This is a genomic window from Nocardioides sp. SRI_004 (assembly GCF_057586415.1).
Genome location: NZ_JBYCZV010000003.1, coordinates 125,014 through 139,576 on the forward strand (window position 1 = coordinate 125,014; position 14,563 = coordinate 139,576).

At 71.1% G+C, this 14,563-nt stretch carries 16 protein-coding genes; 13 read left to right on the forward strand and 3 right to left on the reverse strand.

Annotation, left to right across the window (positions count from 1 at the left end; genetic code table 11):
- The first annotated feature begins 39 nt into the window (after positions 1-39).
- The 12 genes from ftsZ (at position 40) to AC2YHB_RS04680 (ending at position 12,195) form a co-directional block, all read left to right on the forward strand.
- On the forward strand, positions 40-1,227 hold the full coding sequence (gene ftsZ, locus AC2YHB_RS04625; protein WP_036542392.1) for a cell division protein FtsZ: 1,188 nt from the start codon (positions 40-42) through the stop codon (positions 1,225-1,227).
- A 15-nt stretch (positions 1,228-1,242) separates the two neighbouring features.
- Positions 1,243-1,938: a peptidoglycan editing factor PgeF gene (gene pgeF / locus AC2YHB_RS04630; RefSeq protein WP_179650851.1), complete on the forward strand. Its 696-nt coding sequence runs from the start codon at positions 1,243-1,245 to the stop codon at positions 1,936-1,938.
- Positions 1,935-2,636, forward strand: coding sequence for a YggS family pyridoxal phosphate-dependent enzyme (locus AC2YHB_RS04635; protein WP_487353558.1), 702 nt, complete (start codon positions 1,935-1,937; stop codon positions 2,634-2,636). Before pgeF ends, AC2YHB_RS04635 begins: the two co-directional genes overlap by 4 nt.
- Before the next feature lie 61 nt (positions 2,637-2,697).
- A complete protein-coding gene (locus AC2YHB_RS04640) occupies positions 2,698-3,195 on the forward strand; it encodes a cell division protein SepF (protein WP_036542400.1) in 498 nt (165 codons plus the stop codon).
- 505 nt (positions 3,196-3,700) lie between these two features.
- A complete protein-coding gene (locus AC2YHB_RS04645; RefSeq protein ID WP_036542403.1) occupies positions 3,701-3,994 on the forward strand; it encodes a YggT family protein in 294 nt (97 codons plus the stop codon).
- A gap of 141 nt (positions 3,995-4,135) precedes the next feature.
- Positions 4,136-4,930 (forward strand): DivIVA domain-containing protein, encoded by a 795-nt coding sequence (locus AC2YHB_RS04650; protein WP_036542406.1) that lies wholly within the window; start codon positions 4,136-4,138, stop codon positions 4,928-4,930.
- A gap of 168 nt (positions 4,931-5,098) precedes the next feature.
- The gene (locus AC2YHB_RS04655; protein ID WP_487353559.1) at positions 5,099-6,025 is read left to right on the forward strand and encodes a TraR/DksA family transcriptional regulator; all 927 of its coding nucleotides are present in this window, start codon (positions 5,099-5,101) and stop codon (positions 6,023-6,025) included.
- Positions 5,998-6,567: a signal peptidase II gene (lspA, locus tag AC2YHB_RS04660; protein WP_179650857.1), complete on the forward strand. Its 570-nt coding sequence runs from the start codon at positions 5,998-6,000 to the stop codon at positions 6,565-6,567. The genes AC2YHB_RS04655 and lspA overlap by 28 nt, the downstream gene beginning before the upstream one ends.
- Positions 6,564-7,499 (forward strand): RluA family pseudouridine synthase, encoded by a 936-nt coding sequence (locus AC2YHB_RS04665; RefSeq protein ID WP_036542411.1) that lies wholly within the window; start codon positions 6,564-6,566, stop codon positions 7,497-7,499. The genes lspA and AC2YHB_RS04665 overlap by 4 nt, the downstream gene beginning before the upstream one ends.
- Positions 7,499-7,963, forward strand: a complete 465-nt coding sequence (locus AC2YHB_RS04670; protein WP_179650859.1) for a GNAT family N-acetyltransferase — start codon at positions 7,499-7,501, stop codon at positions 7,961-7,963. Before AC2YHB_RS04665 ends, AC2YHB_RS04670 begins: the two co-directional genes overlap by 1 nt.
- Positions 7,964-8,065: 102 nt before the next feature.
- Positions 8,066-11,635 carry a DNA polymerase III subunit alpha gene (gene dnaE / locus AC2YHB_RS04675; RefSeq protein WP_036542415.1) on the forward strand — a complete coding sequence of 1,190 codons (3,570 nt, stop codon included), beginning with the start codon at positions 8,066-8,068 and terminating at the stop codon, positions 11,633-11,635.
- Complete coding sequence (locus AC2YHB_RS04680; RefSeq protein WP_487353560.1) at positions 11,632-12,195, forward strand: hypothetical protein; 564 nt, start codon at positions 11,632-11,634, stop codon at positions 12,193-12,195. The genes dnaE and AC2YHB_RS04680 overlap by 4 nt, the downstream gene beginning before the upstream one ends.
- Here the strand turns inward: AC2YHB_RS04680 and ybaK are convergent.
- From ybaK to AC2YHB_RS04695, 3 genes are read right to left on the reverse strand one after another with little or no spacing between them, the layout of a single operon-like run.
- Positions 12,137-12,625, reverse strand: coding sequence for a Cys-tRNA(Pro) deacylase (gene ybaK, locus AC2YHB_RS04685; RefSeq protein ID WP_487353561.1), 489 nt, complete (start codon positions 12,623-12,625; stop codon positions 12,137-12,139). The genes AC2YHB_RS04680 and ybaK overlap by 59 nt on opposite strands.
- On the reverse strand, positions 12,625-13,290 hold the full coding sequence (locus AC2YHB_RS04690; RefSeq protein WP_179650866.1) for an LON peptidase substrate-binding domain-containing protein: 666 nt from the start codon (positions 13,288-13,290) through the stop codon (positions 12,625-12,627). The genes ybaK and AC2YHB_RS04690 overlap by 1 nt, the downstream gene beginning before the upstream one ends.
- 25 nt (positions 13,291-13,315) lie before the next feature.
- Positions 13,316-13,798 carry an SRPBCC family protein gene (locus AC2YHB_RS04695; protein WP_036542427.1) on the reverse strand — a complete coding sequence of 161 codons (483 nt, stop codon included), beginning with the start codon at positions 13,796-13,798 and terminating at the stop codon, positions 13,316-13,318.
- A 98-nt stretch (positions 13,799-13,896) separates the two neighbouring features.
- On the opposite strand from AC2YHB_RS04695, the gene AC2YHB_RS04700 reads away from it, so the two are divergent.
- Entirely contained in the window at positions 13,897-14,553 is a 657-nt protein-coding gene (locus AC2YHB_RS04700) for a TetR/AcrR family transcriptional regulator (RefSeq protein WP_179650868.1), read from the forward strand.
- Positions 14,554-14,563: the final 10 nt, after the last annotated feature.

Here is a 14,563-nt window from a genome sequence, read left to right on the forward strand (position 1 = left end):
ACACATTCATTTCGGACACACCTGAGAGGTGGAGCCGCCGTGGCAGCTGCACAGAACTACCTGGCCATCATCAAGGTCGTCGGCATCGGTGGTGGCGGCGTCAACGCCGTCAACCGCATGATCGAGGTCGGCCTCAAGGGCGTCGAGTTCATCGCGATCAACACCGACGCCCAGGCGCTGCTGATGAGCGACGCCGACGTCAAGCTCGACATCGGCCGCGAGCTCACCCGCGGCCTCGGCGCGGGCGCCAACCCCGACGTGGGCGGCAAGGCCGCGGAGGACCACGCGGAGGAGATCGAGGAGGTGCTCAAGGGCGCCGACATGGTCTTCGTGACCGCGGGCGAGGGTGGCGGCACCGGAACGGGCGGCGCCCCCGTCGTCGCCCGGATCGCCCGTTCGCTCGGCGCGCTGACCATCGGTGTGGTGACCCGTCCGTTCACCTTCGAGGGCGCCCGCCGCAAGAAGTCCGCCGACGAGGGCATCGAGCGTCTCCGCGAGGAGGTCGACACCCTCATCGTCATCCCGAACGACCGGCTGCTGCAGATCTCCGACCGCAACGTGTCGATGCTCGACGCGTTCAAGCAGGCCGACCAGGTGCTGCTCCAGGGTGTCTCCGGCATCACCGACCTGATCACCACCCCCGGCCTCATCAACGTCGACTTCGCCGACGTCAAGGCCGTCATGAGCAACGCGGGCTCCGCGCTCATGGGCATCGGCTCGGCGCGCGGTGAGGACCGTGCCCTCCAGGCCGCCGAGATGGCGATCAGCAGCCCACTGCTCGAGGCCTCGATCGACGGCGCCCACGGCGTCCTGCTCTCGATCGCCGGCGGCTCGGACCTCGGCATCTTCGAGATCAACGAGGCCGCCGCGATGGTCGCCGACGCGGTCCACGCCGACGCCAACATCATCTTCGGCACGATCATCGACGACGCGCTCGGCGACGAGGTCCGGGTGACCGTCATCGCCGCCGGCTTCGACGGTGGCCTGCCGAAGCGTCGCGAGGAGACGGCCATCCGTCGTCCGCAGCAGTCCGCGACGCCGGCCGCCCGCCCCGCGTCCCCGTCCACGCCGTCCGGTCAGTCGGCTCCGGCGACGCCGGCGCGTCAGGCACCGGCCGAGCCCACGCCGGCCCCGGCCGAGCCGCAGCCGGTCGGCGCGCGCACCAACCCGGCGCCGATCCAGTTCGACGACGGCGACGACCTGGACGTGCCCGACTTCCTGAAGTGAGAGCCGAAGGGCACCGTGTTCGCCTTCCGTGAGAGCCACGACCTCGACCCGGATCCCGCCGACGGCGGGGCCCGGGTCGAGGTCGCGTTCACGGACGCCAGCCTCGACCTGCAGGAGGGCGACCGGATCGAGGACGTCCTCGACGAGCTCGGCGGCCTGCTCGACGTGGCGGTCGCCCGGGCCAGCCAGGTCCACGGCGACGACGTCGTGACCGTCGACGCGGACGACCACGGCCGGGTCCCGGTCGCCGACGGGCTCGTGACCGCCCGGCGTCGTACCGCTCTGATGGTGCGGGTCGCCGACTGCGTCCCGGTCCTCCTGGCCGATGCCGCGGCGGGCGTCGTCGGCGCCGCCCACGCCGGCCGGCGCGGGGTGGAGCTCGACGTGGTCACCCGCACCGTCGAGCGGATGCGGGCGCTCGGCGCCGCCGACATCCAGGCCTGGATCGGTCCGCACATCTGCGGTGGCTGCTACGAGGTGCCCGAGGAGATGCGTACCGAGGTCGCGGCCCTCGTGCCCGAGACGTACGCCGAGACCACGTGGGGCACCCCGTCGCTCGACCTCGGCGCCGGCGTCGCCGCCCAGCTCGCGGCCGCCGACGTGGCCGTCACCGTCGTCGGGGGCTGCACGCTCGAGGACGACCGCTTCCACTCCTACCGCCGCGACGGCCAGGAGTCCGGCCGGCTCGCGGGACTGGTGTGGCTGTCATGAGCGCACGCCTCGAGGAGCTCCGCACCAACCTCGCCGCCGTCCACGACCGGATCGCCCGGGCCGCCGAGTCCGCCGGGCGCGACCCGGCCGACGTGGACCTCGTCGTGGTCACCAAGTTCTTCCCGGCCTCCGACGTGCGGCTGCTCGCCGACCTCGGTGTCTCCGACGTCGGCGAGAACCGCCACCAGGAGGCCGAGGCCAAGGCCGCCGAGTGCGCCGACCTGCCCCTGCGGTGGCACTTCATCGGCGGCCTGCAGTCCAACAAGGCCGCCGCCGTCGCCCGGTACGCCGACGTCGTCGAGTCCGTCGACCGCGCGAGCCTGGTCGGCCGGCTCGACCGCGGTGCGGCCGAGACCGCGCGCGAGGTCGAGGTGCTGGTCCAGGTCAGCCTCGACCCGCCCGGGCGCGACAACCGCGCGGGCGTCGTACCGGAGGACCTGGCGGCGCTCGCTGCCCAGGTCGACGCGTCCCCGCACCTCGCCCTGCGCGGCCTGATGGCCGTGGCACCGCTCGGGGAGGACCCCGTCGACGCCTTCGGCCGGCTCGCCGCGATCAGGGCCGAATTCCTCGAGCAGCACCCCTCGGCGACCCGCCTCTCGGCCGGCATGAGCGGCGATCTCGAGGCGGCCGTCTCCGCGGGCGCGACACACGTTCGCATTGGCTCGGCGGTCCTCGGTTCGAGGCCTGGAGTCCAGTAATGTCCACAACACCACCACAGGCTCCCGAGACCCGGGGCCAGGGAACACGGAGGCAACAGTCATGAGCGGTGCGATGCGCAGGATCGGTGAGTACCTCGGCCTGCTGGAGGACACCGGCTATGACGAGTACGACGACGAGGTCGCCGAGCGCGCCCCTGCCCGGGAGGCCCGCGAGCCTCGCCAGGCCCGTCCCGTGCGCGCCGTGCCGTCCAGCCCCGTCGCCGACCTCGACGAGCGCCGCCGCCCGGTCGCGGTCGCCCCGCAGCCCGAGGTGGCCGAGCTGTCCCGGATCACCACGCTGCACCCGACGACCTACAACGACGCGCGCGCCGTGGGGGAGCAGTACCGCGACGGCATCCCGGTGATCATGAACCTCACCGAGATGGACGACACCGACGCCAAGCGTCTCGTCGACTTCGCCGCCGGCCTGATCTTCGCCACCCGCGGCAGCATCGAGCGGGTCACCAACAAGGTGTTCCTGCTGTCCCCGCCCAATGTCACCGTGGCGGCCGAGGACAAGCAGCGCATCGCCGACCGCGACTTCTTCAACCAGAGCTGATTGGTCTGGCCGAGCGTGTCGCCGGTCGTGCTCGCCGCACGGTCCTCGCTCCGCTCGGACCGCGGGCTTCGCACGACGCGCCTTCGGCGCGGGGCGCCACGCTGCCGGCCGCGCAGTTGACCTGCGTAGCTGGCCGCGTCCGCCTGGCGGCAAGCCGACACGCGCCTGTTGGGCCGAGCGTGTCGCCGGTCGTGCTCGCCGCACGGTCCTCGCTCCGCTCGGACCGCGGGCTTCGCACGACGCGCCTTCGGCGCGGGGCGCCACGCTGCCGGCCGCGCAGTTGACCTGCGTAGCTGGCCGCGTCCGCCTGGCGGCAAGCCGACACGCGCCTGTTGGGCCGAGCGTGTCGCCGACGCTGGCGCACCGCACGGTTGTCTCGCGTAGGTGGCTGGGTCCGTCTGGCGGCAAGCCGACACTGCAGGGTCGAGCAGGAGCTCCAGTGTGGCTGGGGCCGGAGCCGGGCTCCGCTCTCGCTCGATAGAACCCACCCGATAGATTTGAGGTCGTGAGCATCGCCGGCTGGATCATCGAGGGCATCCTCTTCGCCTTCATCGCGTTCCTGTGGGTGCGCTTCATCACCGACTGGGTGCAGGTCTTCGCCCGGGCCTGGGAGCCGCGGGGCGTGATCCTGGTCTTCCTGGAGCTCTGCTACTCCGCGACGGACCCGCCGATCATGGCGCTGCGCAAGGTCATCAAGCCGATCCGGATCGGCAACTTCGCGCTGGACCTCAGCTTCCTGCTGGTGCTGATCCTCGCGTACGTGCTGCTGACCGTGAACCGCAACACACTGCTTGCCTGAGCGCCCTGTTCGACGGCATTTTGCACCGGTGACACGCACTGTCCGCGTGTCGTGCAACGGCGGGTGATGCGGCCTTCTCGGCAGCAGGCGCTAAGGTTCGTTGAGACAGTTTGTCCTTGTACTTCGAAGATAGGTGAGGTCATGCCGCTGACGCCTGAGGACGTGAGCAACAAGCGCTTTACGCCGGTCCGGCTGCGCGAGGGCTACGACATGGGCGAGGTCGACCAGTTCCTGGATGAGGTGGAGGCCGAGCTCGCCCGCCTGACGCAGGAGAACGACGACCTCCGTGCGAAGCTGGCGGCCGCCCAGGCCGGTGGCTCCTCGACGGCGGCGTTCGACGTCCCGACGCAGCTGGCGCCCGTTCCCGAGCCGACCCCCGAGCCGCCGGCCCCCGTCGAGGTGCCCGCTCCGGTCGAGCCCGTTGCCGCCGCTCCCGTCGCTGCGGCTCCCGTCGCCGCTCCGGTCGCCGGTGGTGTCGAGACGATCCGCGTCGAGACGGTCCCCGAGGCGTCCAACGCCGCGGCCCGCCTCCTCGAGATCGCGACCCGCAACGCCGACGAGCTCGTCGAGGACGCCAAGAACGAGGCCGACAAGATCGTCGGCGAGGCGCGCACCAAGTCCGAGCGCCTCGAGTCCGAGGCGAAGGTCAAGGCCGACCGCCTCGAGTCCGACGCCCGCACCCGCGCGGAGATGCTCGACAGCGAGACCGCCGAGCGTCGTACCCAGCTCTTCGGTGACCTCGAGAAGGAGCGCGACAAGCTCTCGGCCGAGGTCGAGACGCTGCGCTCGTTCGAGCGTGAGTACCGCTCGCGCCTCAAGAGCTACTTCACCCAGCAGCTCGAGTCGCTGCAGACGCCGGGCGACACCCTGGCGCCGGTCGAGGAGGCCCCGGCCCCCAAGCGCCTGCGCTCCATCCTCGGCGAGGAGGAGGGCTGAGCCTGCGGCTCATCCCCAGCTGAACGACCGAGACCGGCCGGCCCGCACTGCGCGGGCCGGCCGGTCTCGCTTTCGGTGTGGCTCCTTGGACCGTCTGGCGTGAGCCGCTACCCTCCCCAGCACGCCTGCAGACCACCGTCACAGGCTGCCCTTCCTGAGGAGTCCGTCATGGCCCGCACCGCGAAGAAGAGTTTGGCCGGCCAGGCCGCATCGGCCGCCCGGAAGATCATCCGGCCACGCAAGGCCGCCGGCGCGGCGAAGACGGCTCCCGAACCGGTCAAGAAGGCCGCGCCCGCCCCGGCCAAGAAGGCGGCCCCCGCGAAGAAGACCGCGCCGGCCACGAAGGCGGCCCCCGCGAAGAAGGCGGCCCCCGCGAAGAAGGCCGCGCCGGCCAAGAAGGCGGCGCCCGCCGCGGCGAAGAAGACCGCACCGGCCAAGAAGGCCGCGCCCCCTGCGGCGAAGAAGACCGCTCCGGCCAAGAAGGCCGCGCCCGCCAAGAAGGCCGCGCCTGCTCCGGCGAAGAAGACCGCGCCGGCGAAGAAGGCCGCGCCCGCGAAGAAGACCGCACCGGCCAAGAAGGCCGCATCCGCGGCCAAGAAGGCCGCACCCGTCAGCAAGACGCCCGCACCAGCGAAGAAGGCAGCACCCGTGAAGAAGGCGGCACCCGCCAAGAAGGCAGCACCCGCGAAGAAGGCGGCTCCGTCCGCCCTCGTCGTCCTCGACCACGAGGAGGCCTGGTCGAAGGAGGAGATCGCCGAGGTCCTCGCCGAGCTCCACGAGCAGCGCGCCCGCGCCGCCGAGATCGTGGAGGAGCAGGAGGCCGACCTGACCGGCCTGCTTCGCGACTCCGGTGACGGCGCCGGCCAGGACCAGGCGGACCTCGGGGCCACCAGCTTCGAGCGCGACCACGAGCTGACGGTGCTCAACCACGAGCGCGAGAAGCTGGCCCAGATCGACCGTGCCCTGGCCCGCATCGACGACGGCACCTACGGCGTGTGCGAGTCGTGCGGCAACCCGATCGGCAAGATGCGGCTCATGGCGTTCCCGCGTGCCACACTGTGCATGACATGCAAGCAGCGCGAGGAACGCCGGTAGACGACCGCGACGACGGGACCGAACCGACACGGAGCCCCCTGCTGGCCGCTCCCCGGACCTGGCTGCTCTTCGCGGCCGTCGGTGGCGTCATGCTCGTCGTCGACCAGGTCACCAAGGCGCTCGCGGTCGACCGCCTCGCCGGCGAGCCGGATGTCGAGATCGTCGGTGAGCTGCTCCAGCTGCACCTGACCTACAACCCGGGTGCGGCGTTCAGCCTCGGTACCCGCTTCACCGTCGCGCTGTCGGTCCTGGCGAGCGTGGCCACGGTCGTCGTGCTGTGGCTGAGCCGTCGGGTGCAGAACAAGTGGTGGGCGGTCGCGCTCGGCCTGATGTTCGCCGGCATCGACGGCAACCTGATGGACCGGCTGTTCCGTGATCCCGCGCCCTTCCGGGGCCACGTCGTCGACTTCCTGATGCTGCCGAACTGGCCGGTCTTCAACGTCGCCGACATGTGCATCAACGTCGGCGTCGCGATGATCCTGGTCCAGGTGCTGCGCGGCGTCGCGATGGACGGCACCCGCGTCGCGAAGGAATCCGCATGAGCACGGTCGACCACCGCAGCCTGCCCGTCCCCGACAGCCTCGAGGGGGAGCGGGTCGACGTCGTGCTGGCCCAGCTCTTCGGCGTCTCGCGCACCCGGGCTGCCGAGCTCGTGGCCGACGGCCGGGTGCAGCTCGACGGATCGGCCGTGGGCGGCAAGAGCGAGCGGGTGCTGGCCGGCTCCGTGCTCGACGTCGAGATCCCCGCCGAGGCGGACCCGCTCGAGGTCGTCCCCGAGATCGTCGAGGGGATCAAGATCATCCACGACGACGACGCCATCGTGGTGATCGACAAGCCGGTCGGCGTCGCCGTCCACCCCTCGCCGGGCTGGCGCGGGCCGACGGTCGTGGGCCACCTCGCCGGCGCCGGCTTCCGCATCTCCACCTCCGGGGCCAAGGAGCGCGAGGGCATCGTCCAGCGCCTCGACGTCGGCACCTCGGGCGTGATGGTGATCGCCAAGTCCGAGCACGCCTACTCGGTGCTCAAGAACGCCTTCCGCCAGCGCACCGTCGACAAGACCTACCACGCGCTCGTCCAGGGCCACCCCGACCCGCTCGAGGGCACGATCGACGCCCCGATCGGACGGCACCCGAAGTTCGACTACAAGTTCGCGGTCATGGACGACGGCCGCCACAGCGTCACGCACTACGAGACGCTCGAGGCGCACCGCTTCGCCAGCCTGCTGGAGGTCCACCTCGAGACCGGCCGGACCCACCAGATCCGGGTCCACATGAGCGCGCTCAAGCACCCCTGCGTCGGCGACATCACCTACGGCGCGGACCCGGTGCTCGCCCGCAGGGTGGGCCTCGAGCGCCAGTGGCTGCACGCCGTGAAGCTGGGCTTCGAGCACCCCGACGGCGGCTACGTCGAGTACGAGTCGTCGTACCCCGACGACCTCGCGCGGGCGCTCGAGATCATCCGCGACTCCCACTGATGGAGCCGGACCTGCTCCTGCGCCCGGCCATCCCGGCGGACGCCGGAGCGGTAGCCGGCGTGCACCTGCGGGCCCGCGCGGCCGCTCCCATGCCGGCCGCGGTCCACAGCGACGCCGAGGTCCGGGCGTGGCTCGCCGCCCGCCTGGACGGCAGCGGGGACGAGGTGTGGGTCGCGGAGGTGGCCGGCGAGGTGGTCGGGTACGCCCGGTTCACGCGCACCTGGCTCGACGACCTGTACGTCGACCCGGGGCACGCCGGAAGGGGCGTCGGCTCCGCGCTGCTGGACCTCGTCAAGGCCCGGCACCCGGCCGGCTTCGGGCTGTGGGTCTTCGAGTCCAACACGCCCGCACAGGCCTTCTACGCCGCCCACGGGCTCGTCGAGGAGGAGCGCACCGACGGCTCCGGCAACGAGGAGCGGGCGCCCGACGTACGGATGTCCTGGCACCCCCCGGACCCGCTGTGAGTGTCGGACCTCCCTGCCACCATTCCTCGGGTCGGGTCGCGTAGGCTGATCCCCTTCCCCGACGTCCCGTCCACCATCTCTCTCGAGGAGTCACCACACCCGATGGCAGCCGGTTCCGGGGAAGCGGACTTCGTCCACCTGCACGTCCACACCGAGTACTCCATGCTCGACGGGGCGTCGTTGCTCGACGGACTGTTCACGCGCGTCAACGACCTCGGCATGACGTCGATCGCCATGACCGACCACGGCAACCTGCACGGTGCCTACGACTTCTACTCCAAGGCCAAGAAGTACGGCGTCAAGCCGATCATCGGCATCGAGGCCTACCTGACCCCGGGCACTCCCCGCGGCGAGCGACGGCGGGTGCGCTGGGGCAAGGGCGACGCCGCCGAGGAGGGCGGTGACGACGTCGCCGGCGGCGGCGCGTACACCCACATGACGATGTGGGCCCAGAGCACCGAGGGCATGCACAACCTGTTCCGGCTCTCGTCCCGGTCCAGCCTCGAGGGCTACTACTTCAAGCCCCGGATGGACAAGGAGATCCTCGCCGAGCACAGCAAGGGCCTCATCGTCAGCACCGGCTGTCCCAGCGGCGCGATCCAGACCCGGCTCCGGCTCGGCCAGTGGGACGAGGCCGTGCGCGAGGCGGCCGAGCTGCAGGACATCTTCGGCAAGGAGAACGTCTTCCTCGAGCTGATGGACCACGGCATCTCGATCGAGAAGCGGGTCCGCGACGACCTGCTGCGCCTGGGCCGCGAGATGAATATCCCGCCCATCGCCACCAACGACTCGCACTACAACAACCCCGAGGACGCCGACGCCCACGACGCCCTCATCTGCGTGGCCTCCGGCAAACGGCTCTCCGACACCAACCGGCTCAAGTTCGACGGCGGCGGCTACTACATCAAGTCCGCGGCCGAGATGCGCGAGCTGTGGGCCGACCGCTTCGGCATGCCCGAGGCCTGTGACAACACGGTCGCGATCGCAGAGCGCTGCTCGGTGGAGTTCAACGAGAACACCGGCGGCTACATGGCCAAGGCCGACATCCCCGCGGGCGAGACCGAGGAGTCCTGGTTCCGCAAGGAGGTCTGGCGCGGCATCGAGTCCCGCTACCCGGGCGACCGGTTGACCCAGGAGGTCAAGGACCGCGTCGAGATGGAGCTCGCGGTCGTCGCCCAGAAGGGCTACTGCGGCTACTTCCTCGTGGTCGCCGACTTCATCAACTGGTCCAAGGACAACGGCATCCGGGTCGGGCCGGGCCGTGGCTCCGGTGCGGGCTCGATCGCGGCGTACGCGCTGCGGATCACCGACCTGTGCCCGCTGGAGCACGGCCTCTACTTCGAGCGCTTCCTCAACCCCGAGCGGCCCTCGATGCCCGACTTCGACATCGACTTCGACGACGCCCGGCGCGGCGAGGTCATCCAGTACGTCTCCGACAAGTACGGCGCCGACCGGGTCTGCCAGATCGCCACCTTCGGTCGGCTGAAGTCCAAGGCCGCGATCAAGGACGCCGCCAGGGTCCTCGACCACGGGTTCGCGATCGGCGACAAGATCACCAAGGCGATGCCGCCCGACGTGATGGGCAAGGGCGTCCCGCTCAAGGAGATCTTCAACCCGGAGCACAAGCGCTACAACGACGGCGGCGAGTTCCGAGCGCTCTACGAGCAGGACGCCGACGTCCGCACGATCTACCAGACGGCGCTCGGCCTCGAGGGGCAGATCCGCAACTGGGGCGTGCACGCGGCCGGCGTGATCATGTCCAGCGAGCCCCTGCTGGACATCGTGCCGATCATGGCCCGCCCGCAGGACGGCGCCGTGATCACCCAGTTCGACTACCCGATGTGCGAGGCGCTCGGGCTGGTCAAGATGGACTTCCTCGGCCTGTCCAACCTGCGCATCCTCGAGGACGCGCTGGCCAACATCAAGGCCAACAAGGGTGAGGACGTCGTCCTCGAGGAGCTGCCGTTCGACGACCGGGCGACCTATGAGCTGATGGGCCGCGGTGACACCCTCGGCGTGTTCCAGCTCGATGGTGGTGGCATGCGTGCGCTGCTGCGCTCGATGCTGCCGGACAAGTTCGCCGACATCACGGCCGTCAGTGCGCTCTACCGGCCCGGCCCGATGGGCGCGGACTCGCACAACAAGTACGCCCACCGCAAGAACGGCCGGCAGCCGATCGAGCCGATCCACCCGGCGCTCGCCGATGCCCTCGAGCCGGTCCTGGGGGAGACCTACGGCCTGATCGTCTACCAGGAGCAGGTGATGGCGATCGCCCAGGTCCTGGCGGGCTACTCGCTGGGCGCTGCAGACAACATGCGCCGGGTCATGGGCAAGAAGAAGAAGGCCGAGCTCGATGCGCAGTTCGAGGGCTTCGAGGCCGGCATGCTCGAGCGCGGCTATCCCAGGGACGCGATCAAGACGCTGTGGGACATCCTCGTCCCGTTCGCCGACTACGCCTTCAACAAGTCGCACTCCGCGGCGTACGGCGTCATCACCTACTGGACCGCCTACCTCAAGGCCAACTACCCGACCGAGTACATGGCCGCCCTCCTGACGTCCGTCAAGGACGACAAGGACAAGATGGCGATCTACCTCAACGAGTGCCGCCGGATGAAGATCCAGGTGCTGCCGCCCGACGTCAACGAGTCGGCCCACAACTTCACCGCCGTCGGTCCCGACATCCGCTTCGGCCTCACCGCCATCCGCAACGTCGGGTCCAATGTCGTCGACGGCATCGTGGCGGCCCGCACCGAGGAGGGCCGGTTCGCGGACTTCAACGACTTCCTCTCCAAGGTCCCGGCCCAGGTCTGCAACAAGCGGGTCATCGACTCGCTGATCAAGGCTGGCGCCTTCGACGACATGAAGCACAAGCGGCGTGCGCTGGTGGCGATCCACGAGACCGCCGTCGACCAGTACGTCGACATCAAGCGCAACGAGGCCATCGGCCAGGACTCGCTCTTCGCCGGGCTCGGCGACGACGACGGGGGCGATGGTGGCTTCGGCGTGAGCGTCGCGATCCCGGACATCGACGACTGGGACAAGATGACCCTGCTCGGCCACGAGCGGGAGATGCTGGGGCTCTACGTCTCCGACCACCCGCTGCTCGGTCTCGAGCACGTGCTGTCCAACGGCACGGACTGCACCATCGGCCAGCTGATGACCGACGAGGACCGCGCGCACAACTCGACGGTCACGGTGGCGGGCCTGATCACGTCGATCCAGCGCAAGATCACCAAGAACGGCGACCCCTGGGCCACGGTCACGCTCGAGGACCTCGAGGGCGCGATCGACGTCCTGCTCTTCCCGAGCAGCTACCGGCTCGCGGCGCCGTACCTCACCGAGGACGCGATCGTGCGGGTCCGCGGCCAGCTCGACACCGAGCGTGAGCCCTCGCAGCTGCGGGGCCAGGAGGTGACCGTCCCCGACCTGGAGAACACCGCCGACGGGCCCGTGGTGATCAGCCTTCCGTCGACGCGGTGCACCGGGCCGGTGGTGCAGCAGCTGAAGGACGTCCTGGTGACCCACGCCGGCCTGACCGAGGTCCGGCTGCAGCTGCTGAGCCGTGACTCCACCAAGGTCATGCGTCTGGGGGACAATCTCCGGGTGACTCCCTCCTCCGCGCTCTTCGCCGACCTCAAGCAGCTCCTCGGGCCGGGGTGCCTCGCCGGATGAGGCCGCAGGAGGCGCTCCGGGCGATCGTGGTCCCGGTGGTGCTGGGCGCCGCGCTCGGTGCTGCCGGCGGCTGGCTGTGGTGGACGTGGTGGGGCCCCGCCCCCGAGGGCAAGGTCTACGACACGGCCGCGGGCCCGACCTGGTACCCGGACCCGTTCGACCCCGGCATCACCCGTGACTTCAGCGGTACGGCGGACTTCGTGGTCATCGCCTTCGGCCTGGCCCTGCTGCTCGGCGTCGTCGCCGGCTGGTTCGCGCGCGACCGGGCGCTGGCCGGGCTCGCCGCGGTGGCCGTGGCGAGCGTGGTGGCGGGCGCGCTGATGACCGTCATCGGGCTGGTGCAGAGCCCGTCCGACCCGCAGGACAAGGTCGACGAGGTGAAGATCGGGACCGAGCTCCCCGGGCACCTCGAGGTCAGCGGCTGGACGCCCTATCTCGCCTGGCCGGTCGGCAGCCTGCTCGGCTACCTGGTCGTGATGCTCGCGCTGAACTCCCGCACGCCTAGCGGCGAATGGGAGCGACCCGGGCAGCCGTCATCCGAACCAGCTCTGCAGGACTGATCTCGACCTCCATCCCGCGGCGTCCGGCCGAGACGAAGACCGTCTCGTGGTCGAGCGCGGTCTCGTCGACGACGGTCGGGTGCGCCCGGCGCTGGCCGATCGGCGAGATCCCGCCGACGACGTACCCGGTGGCGCGCTCAGCCGCCCTGGGGTCGGCCATCGCGGCCTTGCGGCCGTCGAGGGCCCGGGCGAGCGCCTTGAGGTCGAGCTGGCCGGCGACCGGCACGACGCCGACCACCAGTGCGCCGTCGAGGTCGGCGAAGAGCGTCTTGAACACGCGTCCTGGGTCGACCCCCATCGCCTCGGCGGCCTCGAGCCCGTAGGAGTCGGCGCGCGGGTCGTGGGCGTACTCGTGGACGGTGAACGCCACGCCGGCAGCCGTGAGCGCCACCGTGGCCTGCGTGCCGCCGGCCGCCTTCCTGCGGGCCATCAGTTGGGACTCCACCGCGTCCGCGCCACCTCGGTGGCGGGCAGCGAGGTGATCACGTTCATCGCACGCAGCTCGGCGCGGAGCAGGTCGGTGACCAGCAGCAGCCGATCGGTGGGGTCGGCGGCCTCGAGCAGCTCCTGGCGCTCGCCGAGGGGGAGAGGGGTGCAGGCGGCGAGGGTCCAGGACAGGTAGGCGGGGTCGCGGGGGAGCTCGCCCTCGAGCGGGTCCCCGGCGATCTCGCGGACCATCGCGCGGTAGGCGGTGAAGGTCGCCCGGGCCCGCTCCACCACCTCGACGGGTACGACGACCTCGGGCTCGTTCAGCACCCGCACCTCACCCACCGGGAAGGTCTCGGTGGTGCGCAGCCGGTCGAGCTGGATCCGGTCGCGGCCGACCGCCACGATGTCGAAAGTGCCGTCGGGATTGCTCTCCACGTCGGTCAGCTGGAGGCGCACGCCGACCCGGAACAGCGACTGCGCGCCGTGGTCGCCGACCTCGTAGCCCTCACGGATCGCGACCGACCCGAACACCCGCTCGGCGGGATCATCGATCCGCAGCAGATGGTGGACCAGCGCCCGGTAGCGGTCCTCGAAGACGTGGAGCGGGAGGCTGACCCCGGGGTAGATCACCGCGTTGAGCGGGAACATGGGCAGCTCGTCGGACACGCCTCCGACCCTAGTGCCCGCCCGGCTACTGCTCGCGCTCCGCCGCGGCGCGGATGCTGGCGAGCGTCTCGCGCATCCCGGCGCGCAGGGTGTCGGTCAGCGTCTCCATGCCGCCGAGGTAGGCGTCGGTCAGCTGCCGGGACAGCTCGGAGATGCCGTCGGGCGCGTCCCGCCGCTGGTGCAGGACGGTGCCGCCGTCGGCGGTGGGCTCGAGCTCGAACGACCAGACCGCCCAGTTCTCCTCGATCCGGAAGGCCAGCGCCCGGCCGGGCTCGTGGCGCACCACCTCCCCGTGGGTGATCCAGGCCAGCTCACCCTGCACGTTGCGGTTGGTGAACCGGGTGCCCACGGCACAGGCCGTGGCGTCGCCGGCCAGCCGGGTCGAGTCGACCTGGGGGCTCCACTCGGCCATCCGGGTGGGGTCGCCAACGAGCGCCCAGACCGTCTCGGGGGAGGCGGCGATCGGCTCGTGGTCCTGCAGGGTCGGGACGTCGCTGCTGGTGGTCATGAGGGGCCTCCTGTCGGTAAGCGACCGATCGGTCGTCTATTGCCGCACCGTAGCCGCGCCGAGACAATGCGTCCAGTCGGTCGGGTATCTTGGTCGTCATGACTTCGACGGTCGACGGCCGGCGCGAGCGGGGCGATCGCACCCGCCGCCACGCCGCGCGCACGGCAGCCCGGCTCGCGACCGTGCAGGGCCTCGACTCGATCACCCTCGGCGCACTCGCCGAGGCGACCGGGGCCAGCAAGAGCGGGCTGCTGACCGTCTTCGGCAACCGTGAGGAGATCCTCGTCGCCGCGGTGGCCGAGGCCCGCACCCTGTACGTCGAGCACGTGATCGCGCCCGCGTGGACCGAGCCCTCGGGCACCCCCCGGTTGCGCGCGCTGCTCGACCACTGGGTGGGCTACCTGCGCGACGAGGTCTTCCCGGGCGGGTGCTTCGTGGCGACCACGTCGGCCGAGTTCGGCCACCGCGAGGGGCGCGTGGCGGACGCGGTCCGCGAGCTCAAGCGGGAGTGGATCGGCGTCCTGGAGCGCGAGCTGTCCGTGGCCGGCGTACCGGACCCCGCGGAGGCGGCGTTCCGCATCGACGCCTACCTCGTCGCCGCCAACACGCGCCGGGAGCTGTTCGGCGACGACGCCGCCCTCGACACCGGCCGCCGACTCGCCCTCGCCGTCCTCCCGCCAGTCCTCTCGCCGGTCGTCCCGCCAGTCGTCCCGGCAGGCGTCGCCGAGGCGGGGGAGGCACCGGCGGAACCGTAGAATCGGGGAC

Bases quoted from the DNA above. Each gene is read 5' to 3' on its own strand.
- ybaK (WP_487353561.1), bottom strand. From the start codon at position 12,625: ATGGCCCGCAGGAAGGCGGCCGGCGGCACGCAGGCCACGGTGGCGCTC.
- AC2YHB_RS04635 (WP_487353558.1), top strand. From the start codon at position 1,935: ATGAGCGCACGCCTCGAGGAGCTCCGCACCAACCTCGCCGCCGTCCAC.
- AC2YHB_RS04670 (WP_179650859.1), top strand. From the start codon at position 7,499: ATGGAGCCGGACCTGCTCCTGCGCCCGGCCATCCCGGCGGACGCCGGA.
- AC2YHB_RS04695 (WP_036542427.1), bottom strand. From the start codon at position 13,798: ATGACCACCAGCAGCGACGTCCCGACCCTGCAGGACCACGAGCCGATC.
- AC2YHB_RS04655 (WP_487353559.1), top strand. From the start codon at position 5,099: ATGGCCCGCACCGCGAAGAAGAGTTTGGCCGGCCAGGCCGCATCGGCC.
- AC2YHB_RS04650 (WP_036542406.1), top strand. From the start codon at position 4,136: ATGCCGCTGACGCCTGAGGACGTGAGCAACAAGCGCTTTACGCCGGTC.
- lspA (WP_179650857.1), top strand. From the start codon at position 5,998: ATGCAAGCAGCGCGAGGAACGCCGGTAGACGACCGCGACGACGGGACC.
- dnaE (WP_036542415.1), top strand. From the start codon at position 8,066: ATGGCAGCCGGTTCCGGGGAAGCGGACTTCGTCCACCTGCACGTCCAC.
- AC2YHB_RS04700 (WP_179650868.1), top strand. From the start codon at position 13,897: ATGACTTCGACGGTCGACGGCCGGCGCGAGCGGGGCGATCGCACCCGC.
- AC2YHB_RS04640 (WP_036542400.1), top strand. From the start codon at position 2,698: ATGAGCGGTGCGATGCGCAGGATCGGTGAGTACCTCGGCCTGCTGGAG.
- AC2YHB_RS04680 (WP_487353560.1), top strand. From the start codon at position 11,632: ATGAGGCCGCAGGAGGCGCTCCGGGCGATCGTGGTCCCGGTGGTGCTG.
- AC2YHB_RS04665 (WP_036542411.1), top strand. From the start codon at position 6,564: ATGAGCACGGTCGACCACCGCAGCCTGCCCGTCCCCGACAGCCTCGAG.